This window comes from Rhodospirillaceae bacterium (assembly GCA_016722635.1).
Taxonomy (GTDB): Bacteria; Pseudomonadota; Alphaproteobacteria; order JAEUKQ01; family JAEUKQ01; genus JAEUKQ01.
Window position 1 is genome coordinate 561808 of the sequence record JADKIX010000010.1, and the last position, 17817, is coordinate 579624.

Annotated in this window: 10 protein-coding genes and 3 pseudogenes; 11 read left to right on the top strand and 2 right to left on the bottom strand. The window is 44.4% G+C overall.

Going from position 1 to position 17817, the window contains the following annotated elements; translation table 11 throughout:
• Positions 1-186: 186 nt before the first annotated feature.
• The 4 genes from IPP67_07045 to IPP67_07060 are packed head-to-tail and all read left to right on the top strand — an operon-like array spanning position 187 to position 5238.
• Complete coding sequence (locus IPP67_07045) at positions 187-1221, top strand: HlyD family efflux transporter periplasmic adaptor subunit (GenBank protein MBL0338908.1); 1035 nt, start codon at positions 187-189, stop codon at positions 1219-1221.
• Between the two features lie 19 nt (positions 1222-1240).
• A complete protein-coding gene (locus IPP67_07050) occupies positions 1241-3019 on the top strand; it encodes an ABC transporter ATP-binding protein (protein ID MBL0338909.1) in 1779 nt (592 codons plus the stop codon).
• Complete coding sequence (locus IPP67_07055; GenBank protein MBL0338910.1) at positions 3016-4128, top strand: ABC transporter permease; 1113 nt, start codon at positions 3016-3018, stop codon at positions 4126-4128. The genes IPP67_07050 and IPP67_07055 overlap by 4 nt, the downstream gene beginning before the upstream one ends.
• Before the next feature lie 3 nt (positions 4129-4131).
• Positions 4132-5238, top strand: a complete 1107-nt coding sequence (locus IPP67_07060) for an ABC transporter permease (GenBank protein ID MBL0338911.1) — start codon at positions 4132-4134, stop codon at positions 5236-5238.
• 666 nt (positions 5239-5904) lie between these two features.
• Here IPP67_07060 and IPP67_07065 read toward each other — a convergent pair.
• Positions 5905-6945: a ribonucleotide-diphosphate reductase subunit beta gene (locus IPP67_07065; GenBank protein MBL0338912.1), complete on the bottom strand. Its 1041-nt coding sequence runs from the start codon at positions 6943-6945 to the stop codon at positions 5905-5907.
• A 61-nt stretch (positions 6946-7006) separates the two neighbouring features.
• Entirely contained in the window at positions 7007-8818 is a 1812-nt protein-coding gene (locus IPP67_07070; GenBank protein ID MBL0338913.1) for a ribonucleoside-diphosphate reductase subunit alpha, read from the bottom strand.
• Between the two features lie 535 nt (positions 8819-9353).
• Here IPP67_07070 and IPP67_07075 point away from each other — a divergent pair.
• From IPP67_07075 to IPP67_07105, 7 genes and pseudogenes are all read left to right on the top strand, one after another.
• Positions 9354-10049: an isochorismatase family protein gene (locus tag IPP67_07075; GenBank protein MBL0338914.1), complete on the top strand. Its 696-nt coding sequence runs from the start codon at positions 9354-9356 to the stop codon at positions 10047-10049.
• Positions 10050-10134: 85 nt separating this feature from the next.
• A complete protein-coding gene (locus tag IPP67_07080) occupies positions 10135-11310 on the top strand; it encodes an isovaleryl-CoA dehydrogenase (protein MBL0338915.1) in 1176 nt (391 codons plus the stop codon).
• 179 nt (positions 11311-11489) lie between these two features.
• Positions 11490-12170, top strand: a complete 681-nt coding sequence (locus IPP67_07085) for an SDR family oxidoreductase (protein ID MBL0338916.1) — start codon at positions 11490-11492, stop codon at positions 12168-12170.
• 38 nt (positions 12171-12208) lie between these two features.
• Entirely contained in the window at positions 12209-13813 is a 1605-nt protein-coding gene (locus IPP67_07090; protein ID MBL0338917.1) for a methylcrotonoyl-CoA carboxylase, read from the top strand.
• 1 nt (position 13814) lies between these two features.
• Positions 13815-14563: pseudogene (locus tag IPP67_07095) on the top strand (enoyl-CoA hydratase/isomerase family protein).
• A 42-nt stretch (positions 14564-14605) separates the two neighbouring features.
• A pseudogene (locus IPP67_07100) lies at positions 14606-16589 on the top strand (ATP-grasp domain-containing protein).
• 11 nt (positions 16590-16600) lie between these two features.
• A pseudogene (locus tag IPP67_07105) lies at positions 16601-17541 on the top strand (hydroxymethylglutaryl-CoA lyase).
• Positions 17542-17817: the final 276 nt, after the last annotated feature.

Consider the following 17817-nt stretch of genomic DNA (forward strand, 5'->3'; position numbering starts at 1 on the left):
GGGGAAATTTTATGATTTCCCCTTTTTTATTCAAATGGGAGCATTATCACGTAACATTTCCTAATATGGGTTTTAAAAAAGCCTGTTGCTAATTGATATCCGCAACCTATATGGTGCTATCATCGCTAAATTAAGCGTGTGGCAAAATTTCTTCACTTATTCTCAATACTTAAAAAGATCAATCCTATGAAAAAGACTGATAAATCTTCCCTTAAAGCAATGGTTATCCGTAAAAAATATTTGATTGCCGGAATAGCGGGTATTCTGGCGCTTATCCTTTTATACATGGTGGCCTTTCGTAGCCACAATGGCCGTCCTGAACAATTGACCCTTTATGGTAATGTTGATATCCGCCAGGTCGATTTGGCTTTTGAAGTAGACGGACGGATTGAAAAGCTTGTGGTGGAAGAGGGGGATATGGTTGAGCAAGGCCAATTGATAGGCGCCCTTAATCAGGAACTTTATCAACAATCTACCCTATTGGCACAGGCACGGGTGAATGCCCAGCAGGCTGTTTTGCAGAAACTTCAATCCGGTAATCGCTTGGAAGAAATTGCTCAAGCCAGGGCCGAACTTGCCGTGGCTGATAGCCAATATAATTTACAGAAAGCAGAATTTTCCAGACGGGAAGAGCTTTTTAAAAGTGGTAATATTTCTCGTCAGCAATATGAGGATTCTAAAAATGCCTTAGAAACGGCATTGGCCCGCCAACAATCAGCCCAGCAAAATTTAAATTTATCAGAAAAAGGCGCCCGTGAGGAAGATATTGCCCAGGCTAAATCTCAATTGCAGGCAGAGCAAGCAAGTTTGGCCATTATGAAGAACCGGTACGCCCGGACTCAACTTTTCTCCCCGGCAAAAGGGGTGATTACCGCCCGGGTTTTAGAACCGGGTTCGGTGGTTGCAGCCTCTTCCATTGTTTATACCTTAGCGGTGGATGATAAACCTTGGATTCGCAGTTACGTTCCAGAACCCTTGCGCGGCTTTATTAAACAGGGTATGCAGGTGGTGATCACCTCGGATCAACCGGATGGTAAAACATATCATGGCCAAATTGGCTTTATTTCCCCTGTTGCTGAATTCACCCCAAAAACGGTTGAAACCACAGAATTAAGAACCCAATTGGTGTACCGGGTAAGAATTTTGGTGGATGATAATGATGGCAATTTACATCAAGGCATGCCAGTCACCATTGTGGTGGCAATCCCTGAAAATCCGTAAGGCATAGTTTTAAAAAACCATGCAAAACGTCATTGAATTTGAAAAGGTTGCGAAAGTCTTTAAACAGGGCAAACAAACAGTTCACGCCCTCAAAAGCCTAGATTTTGCTTTGCAACCCGGACAAGTGATCGGGCTGGTTGGGCCAGACGGGGCGGGGAAAACAACTTTGCTGCGCTTGATGGTAGGGCTTTTAAGCCCAACCAAAGGGGTTATCAAAATATTTGGCCAAGATATCCGGCATGATCATTCTTACCGTCCGTGTATGGGCTATATGCCCCAGCGATTTGGCCTTTACGAAGAATTAACGATAAAAGAAAATCTTAATCTATATGCCGATTTATACGGTATCAGCCAGCAAGAACGCGGGGCGCAGTTTCAACGGTTGTTGCAATTTAGCCGGTTGGAACCCTTCACCAACCGTCAGGCGGGCAAACTATCCGGTGGTATGAAACAGAAACTGGCTTTGGCCTGTAGCCTGCTTGTTAAGCCAAAAATTTTGCTGTTGGATGAACCCAGTGTCGGGGTTGATCCCTTGTCACGCCGCGAGCTTTGGGAACTGGTTCAGCAACTTATTCGTCATACGGATACCTTGGTGATATGGAGTACAGCTTATTTAGATGAGGCGGAGCGTTGCGATCACGTCTTACTATTGCATGAAGGGGTTTTATTAAACCAAGGCAAACCAAGTGAATTAAGTAACCAGTTGGCTGGTCGTATTAACTTATTGCTGCCGGTTGAAAAAAACTTGAAAAGAATGTTGCAACGCCGTTTAAACAACCATCCAAAAATTATCAGTGCGGTTATCCAAGGGGAATATATCCGGGTTTTAGCGGAAGCTGAGGGGAGCATTGAGCAGATTCTAAAAGAAATTCAGCTTAATCCTTCTATAAAAACGATTATTCCGGCCCCCCCCCGATTTGAAGATAGTTATATGGATCATCTTTTTCGGTTACAGTCCCATAAAAAGCCCTCTTATAAAACTGAACATCTAGACGTTCAAGAAGATGCTTCCCTGCTTCCCCACCAAGTGGGGAAAAGGGTCGATATCGAAGTTAGAAACCTCAGTAAACGCTTTGGGGATTTTTGGGCTGTTCGCCAGATTAGTTTTGATGTGCATCAGGGAGAAATATTTGGTTTACTGGGGCCTAACGGGGCAGGAAAATCAACCACCTTTCGGATGTTATGCGGATTGCTTGCCCCAACCGACGGTTCTGCCAAAGTTGCCGGGTTGGATCTTGGGCATAGCCCAGCTGAAGCCAGAAGCCGCTTAGGATATATGTCACAAAAATTTTCTTTATATGGGGAATTGTCCGTTAAAGAAAATATAGAATTCTTTGGTAAAGTTTACGGCCTGCAGGGAAAATTTTTAAAAAACGCTTATGACAAAGCGTTAGAGCAATTTGACTTAAAGGCTTATGAGAGAATGCCAAGCATATTACTGCCGCTTGGGTTTAAGCAACGTTTAGCATTGGCTTGCGCCTTAATCCATTCCCCCAGTATTTTGTTCCTAGACGAACCCACCTCCGGGGTTGACCCAAACACGCGGCGTCAGTTTTGGCAAGAAATCGGTATTCTGGCGGATCAAGGCGTTACCGTTTTAGTGACCACCCATTTTATGGAGGAAGCAGAATATTGCGACCGTTTGGGGATTATTTACCGCGGCCAAATGATTGCCAATGGCAGCCCCGATGGTCTAAAAGGTAAAACTGGCCAAGGCCCCAACAAAATGGTGACTTTGGAAGATACTTTTATCAGGCTTATCCAACAGACCGATCAGCAACAAGGGCCTATAGTATGAAAAGCAAACGCTTATGGGGATTGATCCATAAAGAATATTTGCAAATTACCCGGGATCTGTCTTCCATCTTGATTGCATTTGTGATGCCCCTTATCCTTTTGTTAATCAATGGTTTTGGCATGTCATTTGATATCCGTAATGTACCGGTGGGGATTGTGCATAATGATTCAAGCCCTTTGCCTTTATCGCTTTATAACAGCTTGCGTGCATTGCCGGATTTTGAACCTGTTATTTTTTTAAGTGACCGGGCTGCGGAACAAAGCCTGATTGACCGGAAGATCAAAGCTTACATCAATTTTGAAACCACCCATATTGTCAGCCCTTTATCTTGGATTCCGAAAATCCAATTAATCGTCAATGGGGTGGATGCCGGTCAGGCACGCATCGTTTCCTCTTATGTCACGGGTGCGCTGCAAACTTGGTTGAGCGGGCTATTAAAAGAGCGTGGCTATAGTTTTTCAGGACAAATTAAGGTTGAAACCCAATTTTGGTTTAACCCTGAATTGCGAAGCGCCAATTTTCTAGTGCCAGGGCTTATTGCCTTGGTTATGACCTTAATCGGCACCTTATTAACTGCTTTGGTGGTAGCAAGGGAGTGGGAGCGGGGAACAGTCGAATCGATTTTATCCACGCCCGTTAGCACCACGGAAATATTACTGGCCCGCTTGATTGCTTTTTTTGTATTGGGGATGGCCAGTATGCTGGTATGTTTTCTGGTGGCTAGCTTCTTGTTCCATGTGCCGTTCCGGGGATCGTTCTTTGCCCTTGCCATCGCATCTGGATTATTTTTATTAGGCGCCCTGTCGGTGGGATTGTTGATTTCAACCATCACCCGCAATCAATTCGTGGCTGCCCAGACTGCTTTTATCGTCAGTTATCTTCCGGCCATGATGTTATCTGGATTTTTGTTTGATATTAACTCCATGCCAACCATCATCCAATGGCTAACAAATATTATTGCTGCTAAATATTTCGTGGCTTGCCTGCAAAGCCTTTTTTTGGTTGGCGATGTGTGGGCAATCCTCATCCCAAACATGTTAGTGTTACTGTTATTTGCCGTGATTGGTTTAGGGTTAACTTTGTATTTTAGCCGCCAGAAGTTGGAATAAAACATGTTTGCAAGATTATGGGCGTTAGTTAGGAAAGAATTGATCAGCCTGTGGAAGGATAAGCGCGTGCGCTCGGTGCTTATTTTGCCGCCCATTTTGCAAACATTGGTTTTTTCCTATGCCGCCAATTTTGACGTCAAACAAATTCCCCTAGTGGTGTGGAATGAAGATGCAACCTTACCGGCGCGTGACTTGATCTATCAATTTACCAGTTCCGGGCAATTTAAATTGGTAGGGTTGGTCAATAACATTAAAGGGGCTGAGGATTATATTTTAGGGCAAACAGCCATGATGGTTTTGCATATACCCCAGAACTTTTCGGGAAATTTATTGAATGGCAAACCCATTGCTTTGCAATTGATTATTGATGGTAGGCGTTCCAATGCGGCGATGGTCATTCAGGGATATGCCCAAGAAATTATCCAAAAATTCCAGAAAAATTGGCGCAAAACAACCCGGTTAGCTAATGTTGCGAGCATTGAAACCCGCATATGGTATAATTCCAATCTTGACAGTCAGTGGTTTGTTTTGCCGGGATTGGTTGGCTTGCTTACCGCTATTGCGACCCTTTTAATTACCGCGTTAAGTGTAGCCCGGGAAAGGGAATTGGGAACTTTTGAACAATTATTAGTAACGCCTTTAAGAACCAATGAAATTATGCTGGGTAAGATCATTCCGGCTTTAATGGTTGGCTTTTTGGTGGCCAATGTCGTCATGATTATATCCCAAATTTGGTTTCACATCCCCTTTGCGGGGAATATTTTAAAACTTTATTTGGCTATTTTCTTATTTCTGCTGGCGATTGTGGGGATAGGGCTTAGCATTTCAACAATTTCCAAAACGCAACAGCAGGCAATTTTGGGGGTTTTCCTATTTTTGGCGCCTGCCGTTGTGCTTTCAGGGATGATGACACCGATCGATAATATGCCCCTATGGTGCCAATTCATTACCTATCTGAACCCGCTGCGCTACATCATGATTGTTTCACGCGGTGTATTCCTTCAAGATATACCTTGGGGAATCGTATTAACGCAAATTGTGCCTTTGGCTGTTATTGCGGCTTTAACTATTCCATTTTCCGCCAGTCTTTTCCGCAAAAGGCTTGGTTGAAAAGAAGGCATATCTGGATGGAGTCCAGAATGGGATGCAGGGAAAGGGGCCCCGGGGGGGGGGGCTGTTGTTTAATGGGTGGGTTGCTGGGGGGGGGGGGGGAATCTCAGAGATTTGGATTAACATTTCTTGTCAAAAATGTGATATCAGGCAAAGAAAAGCCGACCTTCAGGGTCTAAAAGATTTTTTTGCAATGCCACCAGAAATTGCACTTATTAAAACACTACATCTGGTCAATCTGCGGGTGGGCGCCGGAGGGAGGGGGGGGAAAAAAGGGGGAGTTTTGAGGCGCTAGACCCGACAAAAGAACAGGGGGAGGGCTGGGGGGGGGGGGGGGGGGGCCCCCCGGGGGGGGGGGGGGGGGGGGGGGGTGGGCCCCCTCCCCCACTCGCCAGGGTCAAACCCCCCCAAAAAAAAAAAAAAAAAACAAAACCAAACAAAAAAGGAAGGGGGGAAGGGGAAAAGGGGCCCGCGCCCCGGGGCCAAACAAAAAAAAAAAAAAATTGGGGGTTATTCCCGCCCCTTCATATTCATCAGCGGCTTCAAAGCTTGAATTAACAGTCTATTCTTGACTAACTAATGACGGTCACGTTCTCAAAATCAGCATCAATTTTACGCAAAAACCAGTCATCCTTGTATATTTTCACAAAGATTCATTATTTATAATTATAATAATGACGGTGATTTTTGACTAATCAAGGCAGATTGTTCATTGGTTAAGGTTTGTTGTGCCTGTAAGCGACGTCCAAACCGATCCCATGTCTCTTCCCAATCGCCACGGGTTGCTGCCTTGGAATATTCCGTTGACCGCGTCTCAAAGAAATTAGCGTGTTCAACCCCATTCAACATACTGGTTAACCAAGGCAAGGGATGTGACTCAATCCTGTAAACAGCTGGCAACCCCAATTGCCCCAAACGCCAATCCGCCACATAACGGATATAGGACTTGATATCAGCCGCCGCCATCCCCTCAACCGGCCCCATATCAAATGCCAGGTCGATAAAGGCATCCTCTAATTTAACCACTGTTTGGGCACAATCGATAATATCATCTTTAATGGCGCGCGTTAAACAACCCGTTTCTTGGCAGAAGGCATGGAACAGCTTGATGATGCCTTCGCAATGTAGCGATTCATCGCGCACCGACCAGGTCACAATCTGTCCCATTCCCTTCATTTTATTGAGGCGAGGAAAATTCAGCAACATCGCAAAGCTTGCGAATAATTGTAACCCTTCTGTAAAAGCGCCGAACATAGCTAAGGTGCGGTCGACATTTCCGTCATTTTCAACGTTAAAAAAATGCATATAATTATGTTTATCAGCCATTTCTTTATATCTTAAAGAGGCTGAATATTCGCTTTCCGGCATCCCAATTGTATCTAATAAATGACTGTAGGCTGCAATATGAACCGTTTCCATATTGCTGAAGGCTGCCAGCATCATCTTGACTTCGGTGGGTTTAAAAATGCGCCCATATTTGTCATGGTAACAATCTTGCACCTCCACATCGGCCTGGGTAAAAAAGCGGAAAATCTGGGTTAACAAATTGCGTTCATTTTCTGTCAATTTCCGGGCCCAGTCACGGCAATCTTCGCCCAACGGAACTTCTTCAGGCATCCAATGGATTTGCTGCTGGCGTTTCCAATAATCAAAGGCCCAAGGATAAGAAAAAGGTTTATAGATTTTGCTGGCTTTCAGTAAGGACATGTTTTCACCATAGTAAATCATGAAGAGGAATCGGGGGATAAGACGTAAATAGCCGTGAAGATCACTGGCAGGCTAAACATTCATCATAATCTTTGGTTTCAGCAATGACTTTGCGGTGTTCAATCGTGTTATCAGCTTCAACCCCGCCCGCCCAAGCGGCCCGCTGGATGCTTTTAGAGCGGCAATAATACAAACTTTTAACGCCCATTTCCCAAGAACGGTAATGCAGCATCAACAAATCCCATTTATCAATATCACCCGGCAAGAACAGGTTTAATGATGTGGCTTGGCAAACAAACGGGGTGCGGTCAGCCGCAAATTCAAGCAACCAACGCTGGTCAATTTCAAAGGCTGTGCGGAAAACCGATTTCTCGTCTTCTGTCAAAAACTTAAGATGGCGTACCGATCCGTCATGTTCCAAAATCGATTGCCATACATGTTCCTGATCGGCATTTTTCTGCTGCAGCAATTTTTCAAGGTGGGTGTTTTTAACGGCAAAAGATCCGGATAAGGTTTTGTGGGTATAGATATTGGCAGGAATTGGTTCAATCCCTGCGGATGTGCCGCCGCAAATGATGGAAATAGAGGCAGTTGGGGCAATGGCAATTTTGTGACTGAATCGTTCCATAACACCGACATCTGCCGCATCCGGGCACGGGCCACGTTCTTTAGCCAGATACATGCTTGCTGCATCGGCCTGTTCACGGATATGGCGGTGCATTTTCATATTCCAAGATTTTGCCAAGGCGCTTTCCCAGGGAATCATGCGGGATTGTAAGAAACTGTGCCAGCCCATCACGCCTAACCCCACTGACCTTTCCCGCATGGCGCTGTATTTGGCATGCTTCATGCTGTCGGGGGCACGATCAATAAAATCCTGTAACACATTGTCTAAAAAGCGCATGATATCTTCGATAAACTTTGGTTCTTGGTGCCACTCATCCCACTTTTCCAAATTAACGGAAGAAAGGCAGCAAACAGCGGTGCGGTCATTACCCAAATGATCAAAGCCAGTATGCAGCATAATTTCGCTGCACAAATTGGAAGTTGTAACTTTCAACCCTAATGATTGCTGATGTTGGGCCAGTTGCCGGTTTACCGTGTCAATGAAGATCAAATAAGGTTCGCCTGTGGCTAAACGGGTTTCAACAATCTTCTGAAATAAATTGCGCGCATTCACGCTGCGAATCGGCTGGTGGCTGCGGGGGCTTTTTAGATCAAAAGGCGTATCATCCCGCACTGCTTGCATAAAAGCATCGGTGATTAAAACTCCATGATGTAAATTCAAAGCTTTACGATTAAAATCACCCGATGCTTTGCGGATTTCAAGGAACTCTTCAATTTCTGGATGGTTTACATCCAAATAAACGGCAGCAGAGCCACGGCGCAGGCTGCCTTGGCTAATAGCTAAGGTCAAACTGTCCATCACGCGGATAAAGGGGATAATACCGGAAGTCTTGCCATTCATGCCAACGGGCTCACCAATCGAACGTACATGGCCCCAATAAGTGCCGATTCCACCGCCGCGTGATGACAGCCACACATTTTCATTCCAGGTGTTAACAATCCCGTCCAAACTGTCATGGACCGAATTCAAATAGCAGGAAATCGGTAATCCTCGCCCGGTTCCACCGTTAGAAAGGATGGGGGTGGCTGGCATGAACCATAATTTACTCATATAATCATAAAGCCGTTGGGCATGCTGGGTATCATCCGCATATGCTTTGGAGACCCTTAGGAATAAATCTTGATAGTCTTCGCCCGGCAATAGATAACGATCAGAAAGGGTAGCCTTCCCGAAATCGGTCAGCAAATCGTTACGGTTGGTATCAATATCAATGTGGTTGCTGAAAAAACGATTTCCGCCGTCCATGTGGTGCTCCCCGTTGCTGGGTGTGTTAATAAAAATGAACCTGCGTCCAAAATCGGACTGTACAGATTACATGTTGATGAAAGCGATGATTGATTTCTTAATTGTTGGAGAAGAAACTTCATCCATACCACATCTTGTATGTGGGCATGAAAATATGTCAAGATGTATTAATGGGATCAAATTAAAAAACGATTCGCTGTGATATTTTTAGATAATTTGAAGGTTGTCACTTGGAGAGGGCGTGATTTTTAAGAAGAAAAAATTTTTAGCCCATATGGTTCTAGTAACGCCTGTCAATAGTTTATGATGGTATCACCTAAAAATAAAAATATCTATTTTAAAATGCCTAGGCACATCATGTTTTTATGTTTTTTGAAACCATCAGAAAAATTTTAGATGATGCCGCTAATAAAAATTCCTATATTATAATAGAATATTGAGACAGGGATGGCTAAAGTTTATGGGAAATAAAATGGCAGGTAAAAGCAACAAGGTAATTCCAGAAGTCGTATTGGAAAAATTATTAAACCAACAGATGCCACTATTGTTGCAGGCAAAAACGATTGGAAAAGAAGAAAAAATCGGTTTAGTCATCGTTGATATCGTCAATGGTTTTGCAACAACAGGCGCGGGAAATATGGCACCCCAGCAACCGAATCAGCAGATTGTCCAAATGGTTGCAGAGGCAAATGATTTGGCAAAACTCTTTTGCAGTCAGCATAAGCCAATTCTTGCTTTGCTTGATACCCATCGTCCCGAGCAACAAGAATATCCCTATCCCAGCCACTGTGTGGTGGGAACAGGGGAAGAAGATTTAGTACCTGCATTAAAATGGCTGGAAAGGGAAAAATCAGTCACGTTGATCCGAAAAGATTGTATCAACGGTTTCATTGGTGCATATGACCATTCAGGTAACAATCAACTCCTTACGTGGGTTAAGCATCATCAATTGCAAGAATTATTAGTCATAGGTATTTGTACCGATATTTGTGTGATGGATTTGGTTTTGACCTTATTATCAGCAAGGAATCACGGGATGTTAGGAAAAGTTGAAAAAATATGGGTGTATGAAAAAGGTTGCTCCACCTTTGATCTGCCAAGGGCAGAAGTGGAGGAAAAGAAATTGCCCCTTCATTTGTGTCACCCACAGCAAGCAACTCATCATATGGGGTTATATTTCATGGCATCGCGGGGTGCCCAGCTTTTAGGGGCGGTTAAAATAGAATTGTAATACGACTTAGATAAATGCCTGATTTGAAGGCATAAAATCCCCTATCATTTTTATCAATAAACCTTAAAAGAGCAGAGAAAAAAGAATGACCATTTATAACAAATTGCCGATGTTAGACTTTGGATTACCTGAAACTGCCGCCATGATACGTTCCAGTGTGCAAGCATTTGCGGCGGCTGAAATTGCCCCGCGTGCCGCGGAAATAGACCAAAAAAACAGCTTTCCCAACGATTTGTGGCGTAAATTTGGCGATTTAGGGTTGCTTGGGATCACGGTTGAACCGGAACATGGTGGCACCGGCCTTGGTTATTTAGAACATGTGATTGCGGTTGAAGAAATCAGCCGTGCTTCCGCAAGTGTGGGCTTAAGTTACGGGGCCCATTCCAATTTATGTGTCAATCAATTGCGCCGTCATGCCACTGAACCACAAAAACTTAAGTTTTTACCCAAACTTATCAGCGGCGAATATATTGGGGCTTTGGCCATGAGTGAAACCGAGGCCGGTTCAGATGTGGTCAGTATGCGGTTGAAAGCGGATAAAACACCTAAGGGATATATCTTAAATGGCAATAAAATGTGGATTACCAATGGCCCGGATGCCCATGTTTTAATTGTTTATGCCAAAACTGATCCGAAAGCTGGATCTAAGGGAATTTCTGCCTTCATCATCGAAAAGGGGATGAAGGGTTTTTCAACTGCCCAAAAACTGGATAAATTGGGGATGCGCGGCTCCAACACTTGCGAACTAGTATTCCGCGATTGTTTGGTACCAGCAGAAAATTTGTTAGGACTTGAGAATCAGGGTGTCAAAGTGCTGATGAGTGGCCTTGATTATGAGCGGGTGGTTTTGGCCGGTGGGCCGTTAGGCATTATGCAGGCTTGTATGGATGTGGTGCTGCCTTATATCCATGAACGCAAACAATTTGGCCAACCCATCGGTGAATTCCAACTGATGCAGGCAAAAATTGCCGATATGTATACGGTGATGAATGCGGCTAGGTCTTATGTATATACGGTTGCCCAAGCTTGCGACCGCAACCAAACCAGCCGGGTTGATGCGGCTGGCGTCATTTTATTTGCCGCGGAAAAAGCCACTTGGATGGCCTTGCAAGCGATTCAAGTGTTGGGGGGGAATGGGTATATCAATGAATATCCAACCGGGCGATTGTTGCGGGATGCAAAATTATATGAGATTGGGGCCGGAACTTCTGAAATCAGGCGTATCCTGATTGGTCGTGAGCTTTTCCGGCAGACACAATAAGTAATTTTTGATAACAAGTGATCGGTAGATTCTATGTGGATATTTGGTTTTTGGAATTGTGGAAAGTTTATGATGTGCATGGGGTGCTCTGGATTGCTTTAGTAAAATATGTATTGAACTCTAAGATAAATTATCCATTATGATAGCCATCAAATCAGCTGCCAAAGAAAGGGATTATGATGCCAACAATTTTGGTAACAGGTGCAAATAGGGGGCTTGGGCTTGAATTTGTGAAACAATATGCGGCCGATGGCTGGCACGTCATTGCTTGCTGCCGCAATCCTTCCACTTCAAAAGATTTGGCCAGCATTAAAGGTAAAGTGGCGGTTCATCGGTTAGATGTTTTGGAAGACCAGCAGATAAGGTCTTTAGGGCAAGAACTATCCTCCCATGCCATTGATATTGTATTAAATAATGCCGGTGTTGGTGGTTTTGGCGACAGTTTTGGCAATACAGATACGCGCCGCTGGCTTTCGGTTTTACATGTCAACTGTATCGCCCCATTCCATGTGGTTGAAAGCTTCCTGCCTCATTTAGAGCGGGGACAAAAGAAGTTAGTGGTGAATATTAGCAGCCGCATGGGTAGTATTGATGATAACCAAACAGGCGGCTATTATTCTTACCGTTCCAGTAAAGCAGCCCTTAATATGGCGATGAAAAGTTTGGCTGTAGAGCTAAAACCCAAAGGGGTAGGTGTCGTCATGTTGCATCCCGGTTGGGTGCGGACGGCGATGGGCGGACAAAGCGCCCCTTTGTTGCCTGCGGAAAGTATTACCCATTTGCGTAAAGTGATTAATAATCTGACCATCAATGACAGCGGGCATTTTTTGAATTACGATGGCCAAAATATTCCTTGGTAACCAGCTTTTAATCAATCACCTTTAAACTGTTTATTCATATGGCTTTATTACCTACCTTGCTGGACCCTAAAAGTCCCTCCTATATTCGTAACTATCAAGCGATGGCGAAAACTGTTCAAGATTTGCGCCATAAAGTCAGCGTTATTATGGAAGGGGGTGGGAAAGAGGCAAAACAAAAACATCAAAGCCGCGGAAAATTGTTGGTCAGGGATCGCATCCAATATCTGGTTGATCCGGGTTCGGCTTTTCTAGAATTTTCCCAATTTGCTGCTTACCAGCAATATGGCGGAGATGTCCCGGCAGCAGGGATTGTAACAGGGGTTGGGGTGGTGCATGGCCAACATTGTTTGATTGTTGCCAATGACGCCACGGTTAAAGGCGGCACATATTTTCCGTTAACGGTAAAAAAACATTTGCGGGCGCAGGAAATTGCAGAACAAAATCGCTTGCCCTGTATCTATTTGGTTGATTCTGGCGGGGCGTTTTTGCCCGCTCAAGACGAAGTGTTCCCGGATCGCGATCATTTTGGCCGCATATTTTATAATCAAGCGCGCTTGTCTGCCAAGGGTATCCCCCAGATTGCGGTGGTTATGGGTTCTTGTACGGCGGGTGGGGCTTACATCCCCGCCATGGCCGATCAAAGTATTATTGTAAAAGGGAATGGCACCATTTTTCTCGGCGGGCCACCGTTAGTTAAGGCCGCAACTGGGGAAATTGTGGATCCAGAAGAATTAGGGGGGGCTGAAGTTCATAGCCGCTTGTCAGGCGTTACGGATCATATGGCACAAAATGACCTTCATGCTTTATCATTAACCCGCCAAATAGTTGCCCAGTTGAATGTGCAAAAGCCGTTGCAGCAAGTGCTTAATCCTCAGGCCCCTATTTACGACCCGCAAGATTTATATGGCATAATCCCTGCTGATACGCGTGAGCCATATGATGTTCGCGAGGTTATTGCCCGTATTGTCGATGGCAGTGAATTTGATGAATTTAAGCCCTTATATGGCAGCACTATTGTCTGTGGGTTTTCCAGGCTTTATGGTCAATTGGTGGGGATCATTGCTAATAACGGCATTTTATTTTCGGAAAGCTCTTTAAAGGCTACCCATTTTATCGAAATCTGCTGCAAAAGATCTATTCCTTTAATTTTTTTACAAAACATTACGGGATTTATGGTGGGTAAAAAATATGAAAATGGCGGCATTGCAAAAGATGGGGCGAAACTGGTGAATGCCGTCGCTTGTGCGGCGGTGCCTAAATTAACGGTATTGATTGGCGGTAGTTTTGGGGCGGGTAATTACGGTATGTGCGGGCGTGCTTTTAGCCCGCGCTTTCTGTGGATGTGGCCGAATGCCAGAATTTCTGTAATGGGTGGTGAGCAAGCAGCCAATGTTTTAGCCCAAATTAAGCGCGATAGCATGGGGCAAAAAAAACAAAATTGGTCTGTTGATGAGGAAAATGCCTTTAAAGCCCCCATCCGGCAACAATATGAAACGCAGGGGCACCCCTATTATGCTAGCGCCAGGCTTTGGGATGATGGAATTATTGACCCCATTGATACTAGGCAAGTTCTAGGTTTAAGTTTAACGGCGGCCTTGAACGCCCCTATTGAGCAAACAAATTTCGGCATTTTCCGGATGTAACATGATTGATTTTCAAATAAAAAACTCGGTTGCTTATGTGACCTTGAATAGGCCTGAGGTTCATAACGCCTTTAACGAGGTTTTAATTCAGGAACTGGAAAAAATATTCCGCCACATCGATAATGAACCAAACGTTCGGGTGATGGTTTTGGCTGCAGCAGGCAAAACATTTTCAGCTGGTGCTGATTTACAATGGATGCAGAAAGTCGCGCGGTTCAGTGAACAGGAAAATACGGAAGATGCCCTTTGTCTAGCTCGGATGATGGCAAACCTCCATGCTTTGGGAAAACCAACCGTCGTTAAAATCCAGGGTGCGGCGTATGGGGGAGGGGTTGGATTAATCGCTGCTTGTGATATTGCGGTGGCCAGCCATTCGGCAATTTTTTGTTTGTCTGAAGTCAAATTGGGGTTATTCCTGCCGTTATTTCGCCTTATGTGATTAAAGCAATCGGGGAAAGGCAGGCGGGTCGTTATTTTTTAACGGCGGAAACGTTTGATGCCAGAACAGCGCAACAAATTGGCTTGATCCATGCTATTGTCCAACCGGCTGATCTGGATTTGGAAATTGAAAAAATTATTCAGTCTTTATTGCAAGGGGCGCCCTTAGCGCAACGGGAAGCCAAAAAACTAGTCCACGAAGTGTCGGGTCAACCAATTAATATGGCCCTTATCCGTAATACTGCCGAACGAATCGCCCGCCGCCGTGTGTCCGTTGAAGGACAAGAAGGTATCAACGCCTTCCTAAAAAAATGCCGCCGTCTTGGCAAAAAACAAAGAATAAGGAATAAAGCCATGTTCCAAAAGATATTGATTGCCAACCGGGGGGAAATTGCCTGTCGTATTATGGAAACAGCCCGGCGGTTAAATATTCGCACAGTTGCTATTTATTCGGATGCTGATAAATCCGCCAAACATACCCAAATGGCAGATGAAGCTTATAGGGTTGGGGCAACAGCTGCCCAAGAAAGCTATTTAAAAATTGAAAATATTATGGATGTCTTGCGCCGATGTGGGGCCGAGGCCGTTCATCCAGGATATGGTTTTTTATCTGAAAATGCCAATTTTGCTGAAGCGGTGCAACAAGCCAAGCGTGTATTTATAGGACCCCCTGCATCCGCTATCCGTGCGATGGGTTCAAAAATTGAAGCAAAGAAGCTGATGGAAGCTGCAGGGGTGCCTATTTTACCCGGTCACCACCGGGCGGATCAGCAGGATGATAAAATTTTATTGCAAGCTGCCCAGAGAATTGGATTTCCTGTTTTAATCAAAGCGGCAGCTGGCGGGGGCGGTAAGGGGATGCGCCGGGTTGATCAGCCAGCCGATTTTATGGCCGCCTTAGCTTCGGCAAGAAGGGAGGCTAGGGCCGCTTTTGGCGATGAAGCTGTGTTGGTTGAAAAATATTTGCTATCACCCCGTCATATTGAGATCCAAGTGTTTGCCGACCAACAGGGCAATATCGTGCATCTCTTTGAACGGGAATGTTCCATCCAAAGGCGGCATCAAAAGTCATTGAAGAAGCCCCTCAGTCTTGGTGACTCCTAAACTTCGCCAAGAGATGGGACAGGTTGCAATCAATGCGGCAAAAGCAGTCGGTTATCAGGGCGCTGGTACGGTTGAGTTTATTGTTGATCAACAGGGCCGATTTTATTTTATGGAAATGAATACCAGGTTGCAAGTTGAACATCGGGTCACTGAGAAAATTACCGGTCAAGATTTGGTAGAGTGGCAATTATTGGTTGCAAGCGGCAAACCTTTGCCGTTATCTCAAAAAGAACTCAAAATCCATGGTCATTCTATTCAAGCGCGCATATATGCAGAAGATCCAGATCGTGATTTCCTGCCTTCAAGCGGGCATGTCCATCATCTGCAATTACCCAAAGCAGCAGCTGAACATATTTTAGTTGATTGCGCTATTCGTCCGGGCGATGATGTGACCATCCATTATGATCCGATGATGATGAAAATGGTCAGTTGGGCGGAAGACCGCGGAAGGGCAATCAAGAATTTATCTACCGCTTTATCAGAGACCATTGTTTTAGGGGTAACCAATAATATTCATTTTTTACAGGCCGTATTGAACCACCCTGCCTTTGTTAAGGGTACTATCGATACCCATTTTATTCAGACCTATCAACAAGATTTGCTGCCTAAACCATCAACGTCTTTGCAAGAAAAATTGGCATTGGCTGCAACGGCCGATTTCTTGAAAAAACGGCAAAATCAGGCTATCTCTTCTCCCTGGTATAATGATCATAATTGGCGTATGAATTATATCCAAGCGGAAACCTTATCTTTTAAAGGTCAAGATCAAGAAACCCAAGTCTATGTGGAGAAAAAGAGGGATAAATCTTTGCTTTTGGCTATCCATATAAATCAGCAGGTATTTGAAGTAGGGATAGTATCTGGAAACCAAACAAACCTGGTGATCGAATTTGCCAATGATCGATGGAATATACCGACTTATTGGAACCAGCAAGAATTTCATACCACTATGGATAGTAAAAATTATAAGCTTACCTATATAGATCCTTTGAAGGTAGTGGCTGCAGACGAAGTGGGCGTTATAACGAAATTAACCGCGCCCATGCCAGGTAAAATTTCACAGATTTTTGTTAAGGTTGGCGATCAGGTTGAAAAATCCACCCCTCTATTGGTGTTAGAAGCAATGAAAATGGAACACACAATTCGGGCGCCAGCGGAGGGGAAGATTGCCCAAATTTTATGCCAGACAGGGCAATTCGTTCAAGAAAATAGCTCTTTAATCACATTTGAATAAAGGAATGGATCATGTCATTCCAACTAACTGGCCAACTAACAAATTTTCCTAAAAAAGTTAAAATTGTTGAGGTGGGTGCCAGAGATGGCTTGCAGAATGAACCCAATATTTTAGATGTAAAAACCAAGGTTGAGTTGATTAACCGCTTGGCACAGGCGGGTATTGGACATATTGAAGCCGGGGCATTTGTTTCCCTAAAAAAATTCCGCAAATGGCCGATTCTTCCGAAGTGTTTGCAGGGATTGATCGCATACAAAATGTTACATACACAGGCTTGGTGCCAAACCTGATGGGGTTTGAGGCTGCACTAGCTGCCAAAGCAGATGAAGTTGCCATATTTGCGGCTGCTTCAGAAACGTTTTCAAAGCGTAATATTAATTGCACAATTGACGAAAGTTTTGAACGTTTTGCACCGGTTATGCACGCTGCCAAACAGGCAAAAATTCCTGTTAGAGGATATTTGTCTTGTGTTCTAGGTTGTCCCTATGAAGGAAAAATTTCTGTTCAAAAAGTCGCGGTGTTATCAAAAAAATTATGGGATATAGGATGTCATGAAATTTCCTTGGGTGATACTATTGGGGTGGGTGTTGTTTCAGAAACCTATGCGTTAATCGACGCGGTTAGGCGGTCAGTCCCAATTGAAAAAATAGCGGTGCACTTCCATGACACTTATGGGCAAGCGCTTGCCAACATTATAGTCGCATTACAGATGGGGGTTACGGTAGTTGACAGCTCGGTTGCAGGGCTCGGCGGCTGTCCGTATGCTGTTGGGGCAAGTGGGAATGTGGCGACTGAGGATGTGGTATATGGGCTAAATAAAATGGGCATCCAAACAGGAATTAACCTTGATTGGCTGGTATCTGTGGGGCAATGGATCAGCAAAATTTGTAAACGGTCTAATTCATCAAAAGCGGGTGTTGCGATCGCATCGAAACAATTAAAGAAAGATTAATGCTTTTTCTGTAGTATCTTGAAGAAATCTACCATTTAAAAGAATCTATAAATTGTTATAGAAAATAGTTGACAATCAGTGGCGTAGTTTATAAAGTCCCTGAGCTGTTTAAAATAGCCGGATGATCGATTGGCTGCTTTAAACGAAGTTTTAGCCGGTTTGGCGTGTTGTATGACAAGTGAGTAGAGGAGAGAGAGAAGGGATAGGAGGGAGGTGGAGTGAGTGGGGGATAGGGGTATCTTTTAACTCTTTGAAGATAGAAATGAGCGCTAGCGT